At 73.6% G+C, this 4,044-nt stretch carries 7 protein-coding genes; 6 read left to right on the top strand and 1 reads right to left on the bottom strand.

Annotation, left to right across the window (positions count from 1 at the left end; translation table 11 throughout):
- From AC2VOR_RS20720 to AC2VOR_RS20695, 6 genes are all read left to right on the top strand, one after another.
- On the top strand, positions 1 to 654 hold a 654-nt coding region (locus tag AC2VOR_RS20720; protein WP_486964436.1), incomplete at its 5' end, for an aminotransferase class I/II-fold pyridoxal phosphate-dependent enzyme.
- A complete protein-coding gene (gene bioD, locus AC2VOR_RS20715; RefSeq protein WP_486964435.1) occupies positions 651 to 1,331 on the top strand; it encodes a dethiobiotin synthase in 681 nt (226 codons plus the stop codon). The genes AC2VOR_RS20720 and bioD, both read left to right, overlap by 4 nt.
- The gene (locus AC2VOR_RS20710) at positions 1,331 to 1,840 is read left to right on the top strand and encodes a 2'-5' RNA ligase family protein (protein ID WP_486964434.1); all 510 of its coding nucleotides are present in this window, start codon (positions 1,331 to 1,333) and stop codon (positions 1,838 to 1,840) included. The genes bioD and AC2VOR_RS20710 overlap by 1 nt, the downstream gene beginning before the upstream one ends.
- 72 nt (positions 1,841 to 1,912) lie before the next feature.
- Entirely contained in the window at positions 1,913 to 2,959 is a 1,047-nt protein-coding gene (gene bioB, locus AC2VOR_RS20705; protein ID WP_486964433.1) for a biotin synthase BioB, read from the top strand.
- A 12-nt stretch (positions 2,960 to 2,971) separates the two neighbouring features.
- Positions 2,972 to 3,199, top strand: coding sequence for a biotin synthase auxiliary protein BsaP (gene bsaP / locus AC2VOR_RS20700; RefSeq protein ID WP_486964432.1), 228 nt, complete (start codon positions 2,972 to 2,974; stop codon positions 3,197 to 3,199).
- Positions 3,196 to 3,810 carry a DUF2567 domain-containing protein gene (locus tag AC2VOR_RS20695; protein ID WP_369738956.1) on the top strand — a complete coding sequence of 205 codons (615 nt, stop codon included), beginning with the start codon at positions 3,196 to 3,198 and terminating at the stop codon, positions 3,808 to 3,810. Before bsaP ends, AC2VOR_RS20695 begins: the two co-directional genes overlap by 4 nt.
- Here the strand turns inward: AC2VOR_RS20695 and AC2VOR_RS20690 are convergent.
- A partial coding sequence (locus AC2VOR_RS20690) for a lipase family protein (RefSeq protein WP_486964431.1) occupies positions 3,805 to 4,044 on the bottom strand: 240 nt, incomplete at its 5' end. The two genes, AC2VOR_RS20695 and AC2VOR_RS20690, sit on opposite strands and share 6 nt — an antisense overlap.

Here is a 4,044-nt window from a genome sequence, read left to right as displayed (position 1 = left end):
CGCGCCGTGGTGATCACCGACTCGGTGTTCAGCGCCGACGGCGCGCTGGCCCCCCTGCGCGAGCTGCACGAGGTGTGCCGCCGGCACCGCGCGCTGCTGATCGTCGACGAGGCGCATGGTCTCGGCGTGCGCGGCGGCGGGCGCGGGCTGCTGCACGAAGTCGGGCTCGCCGGGGAACCCGACGTGGTGATGACCACGACGTTGTCCAAGGCGCTGGGCAGCCAGGGCGGTGCGGTGCTGGGGCCGGCTGCCGTGCGCGCCCACCTGATCGACGCAGCGCGGCCGTTCATCTTCGACACCGGTCTGGCCCCGGCGGCCGTCGGCGCCGCCCTGGCCGCCCTCGAGGTGCTGCGCGCCGAGCCCTGGCGGCCCGAGGCGGTGCTGCGGCACGCCCGCGAACTGGCCCGGATCTGCGGAGTGCCCGAGGTTCCGCACTCGGCGGTGGTGTCGGTGATCCTGGGCGAGCCCGAAGTGGCGCTGGCCGCCGCGGCAGCCTGCCTGAACGCCGGGGTGAAGGTGGGCTGCTTCCGGCCCCCGACGGTTCCCGCCGGCACGTCGCGGCTGCGGCTCACCGCACGCGCGTCGCTGGACGCGGCCGAGCTCGACATCGCGCGCCGGGTGTTGGCGGACGTCGTCGCGGTGTCGCGCCGTTGACCGTCCTGTTCGTCACCGGCACCGGCACCGGGGTCGGTAAGACGGTCGCCACCGCGGCGCTGGCCTGCCATGCCCGCCAGGCGGGCATCGACGTGGCGGTGTGCAAGCCCGTCCAGACCGGCACCGACTCGGGCGACGACGACCTCGCAGAAGTGGCGCGGCTGTCCGGGGTGACGGAGCTCGCCTGGTGTGCGCGGTATCCGCAGCCGTTGGCGCCGGCCGCCGCCGCCGAGCAGGCCGGGGCCGCGTTGCCCACCCGCGACCAGTTGCTGACCGCAATCGCCGGCCTGGACCGTCCCGGACGGCTGACGCTGGTCGAGGGCGCCGGGGGACTGCTGGTGCAACTGGCCGACGCGGGTGTCACGCTGCGGGATCTGGCCGTCGACCTGGGCGCCACGGCGCTGGTCGCGGTCGGCGCGGAGCTGGGCACCCTCAACCACACCGCTCTGACGTTGGAAGCCCTTGCCGCCAAAGGAGTTTCGTGCGCCGGGCTGGTGATCGGCAGCTGGCCGGCCAGGCCCGGACCCGCCGAGGTTTCCAACAGGTCCGCGTTGGCCCGGCTGGCCGCCGTGCGGGCCGAGCTGCCCGCCGGGGCGGGCCGGCTCGGGACAGCGGAATTCGCGGACATGAGTGCGGCGGCGTTCGACCGCCACTGGGTGGGCGCGCTGGCCGGCTGATGGTCCATTCGATCGAGCTGGTCTTCGACCCCGACACCGAGGCGGCGATCCGCCGCGTCTGGGGCGACCTGGCCGGCGCCGGGATCCCCAGCCAGGCACCCGCCAGCCGCCCGCACGTCACGCTGGCCGTCGCCGAGCGCATCGACGCCGACGTGGACGAGCTGCTGCGGCCGGTGAGCGCGCGGTTGCCGCTGCCGGCCGTCGTCGGCGCGCCGGTGCTCTTCGGCCGGGCCGACGCCGTGTTCGCCCGGCTGATCGTGCCGACCGTTGAGCTGCTCGACCTGCACGCCGAGGTGCACCGGCTCTGCGCCGCGCACCTGCGGCCCGAGCCGATGGGCAACAGCCGGCCAGGGCAGTGGACCGCGCACGTCACGCTGGCCCGCCGGGTCGGTGGCGCGCAGCTGGGCCGGGCGCTGCGGATCGCGGGCCGGCCGGCGCGCATCGACGCCACCTTTGCGGGCCTGCGCCGCTGGGACGGCGACAAGCGCGCCGAACACCCGATCGGCTGACCGCGGTTTGGTCGGTGCGGGCCGCTAACCTAACGTGAACGCGAACTCGTTCACGGCGTAAAGGAGTACCGGGTGACTCAGGCGGCGGCTCGGCCAGGAACCGACGGCCACGACACCGACGATCCGGCCGACATTCTGGCGGTGTCCCGCCGGCAGGTCCTGGAACGCGGTGAGGGCCTGAGCCGGGACCAGGTGCTCGCCGTGCTGCAGCTGCCCGACGACCGGCTCGACGAGCTGCTGGCGCTGGCGCACGAGGTGCGGATGCGCTGGTGCGGCCCCGACGTCGAGGTGGAAGGCATCATCAGCCTGAAAACCGGCGGCTGCCCCGAGGACTGCCACTTCTGCGCCCAGTCGGGCCTGTTCGCGTCGCCCGTGCGCAGCGCCCGGCTCGACATCCCCAGCCTGGTCGAGGCGGCCAAGCAGACCGCCAAGTCGGGTGCCACCGAGTTCTGCATCGTGGCCGCGGTCCGCGGACCCGACGAACGCCTGATGGCCCAGGTCGCCGCGGGCATCGAGGCGATCCGCGACGAGGTCGAGATCAACATCGCCTGCTCGCTGGGGATGCTGACCGCCGAGCAGGTCGAGCAGCTCGCGACGATGGGCGTGCACCGCTACAACCACAACCTCGAGACGGCGCGCTCCTACTTCGCCAACGTCGTCACCACCCACACCTGGGAAGAGCGCTGGCAGACGTTGTCGATGGTGCGCGACGCCGGAATGGAGGTGTGCTGCGGCGGCATCCTCGGCATGGGAGAGACCCTCGAGCAGCGCGCCGAATTCGCCGCAGACCTGGCCGAGCTGGGTCCCGACGAGGTGCCGCTGAACTTCCTCAACCCCCGGCCCGGCACCCCGTTCGGGGACCTGCAGGTGCTGCCGGCCGCCGAAGCGCTGAAGTCGGTGGCCGCGTTCCGGCTGGCCCTGCCGCGCACCATCCTGCGCTTCGCCGGCGGCCGAGAGATCACCCTGGGCGACCTGGGCGCCAAGCAGGGCATCCTGGGCGGCATCAACGCCGTGATCGTCGGGAACTACCTGACCACCCTCGGCCGGCCCGCCGAGGCCGACCTGGAATTGCTCGGCGATCTGCAGATGCCGATCAAGGCGCTCAACGCCAGCCTGTAGGAACTGGCGATTGTGGTCGAGGATCTGGGCGCGCCGGTCAGCGGCGGCGTCTACAACATCTACACCGGGGAGTTAGGGGGCACCGAGGTGCCGACCGCGGCCCAGCTGGGCCTCGAGCCGCCACGGTTCTGCGCCGGGTGCGGCCGCCGCATGGTGGTGCAGGTCCGTCCCGACGGCTGGCGGGCACAGTGCTCGCGGCACGGACAGGTGGACTCCTCCGACCTCGAGGCGCAGCGGTGAACGGGCGGGCGCGCGCGTTGGCCGCCGCCGCGCTGGGGCTGACGGTCGCCGGCGCGTTGCTCGGTGCGCTGTGGGCGTGGATCGCCGCGCCCATCCACGTGGTGGTGGCCAAGACCCGGGCCGGCGAACGCGTCCACGACTATCTGGGCACCGAGTCCCAGCACTTCTTCGACGACCCGTGCCTGCTGCTGGGCCTGCTGACCGCGCTGGCGGTCGTGGGGGCCGTGCTGGGGTGGCAGTGGCGCCGCCACCGCGGGCCGGGGATGGTCGTCGGGCTGTTTTTCGGGATGGTGGCCGCCGCCGCAGCGGCCTCGGCCGTCGGCGCCGCGCTGGTACGGATGCGCTACGGCGCGCTGGACTTCGACGCCGTGCCGCTGTCGGGAGACCCGGCGCTGGCCTACGTCCTCGAGGCGCCGCCGGTCTTCTTCTCCCACGGGCCGTTGCAGGTCGCGGCCACGCTGCTGTGGCCCGCCGCCATCGCGGCGCTGGTCTACGCCCTGATGGCCGCGGCGGACGCCCGCGATGACCTGGGGGCCCCGCCCGTGGCCGACCGGCCCGAGGACGCGCTGCCGGTGGGCGCCGGCGGCTCCGCGGAAGCGGCGATGTCATAGCGGGCGGCGGTGGATCTTCCTGCCGAAGACGACCTTGGCCGCGATCTTGGCCAGCCTGGCCATGCCGACGTAGGTCATCGGGTTGAACATCGTCGGCCACGTCGTCCGGATGAGGTGCTCGGTCAGCGGCCGGCGGTTGAACCGGTCGGTGAGCCAGCGCAGCGTCATCGGGGCCGACAGCGGGTGCAGGAGCATGTGCTCGTTGAACGCGTCCCGGTGGTAGGTGACCCGGGC

The sequence above is a fragment of the Mycobacterium sp. TH-M103 genome (assembly GCF_057473785.1).
The sequence above is the reverse complement of the archived record's forward strand: the minus strand, read 5'-3'. Positions and strand labels throughout refer to the sequence as shown.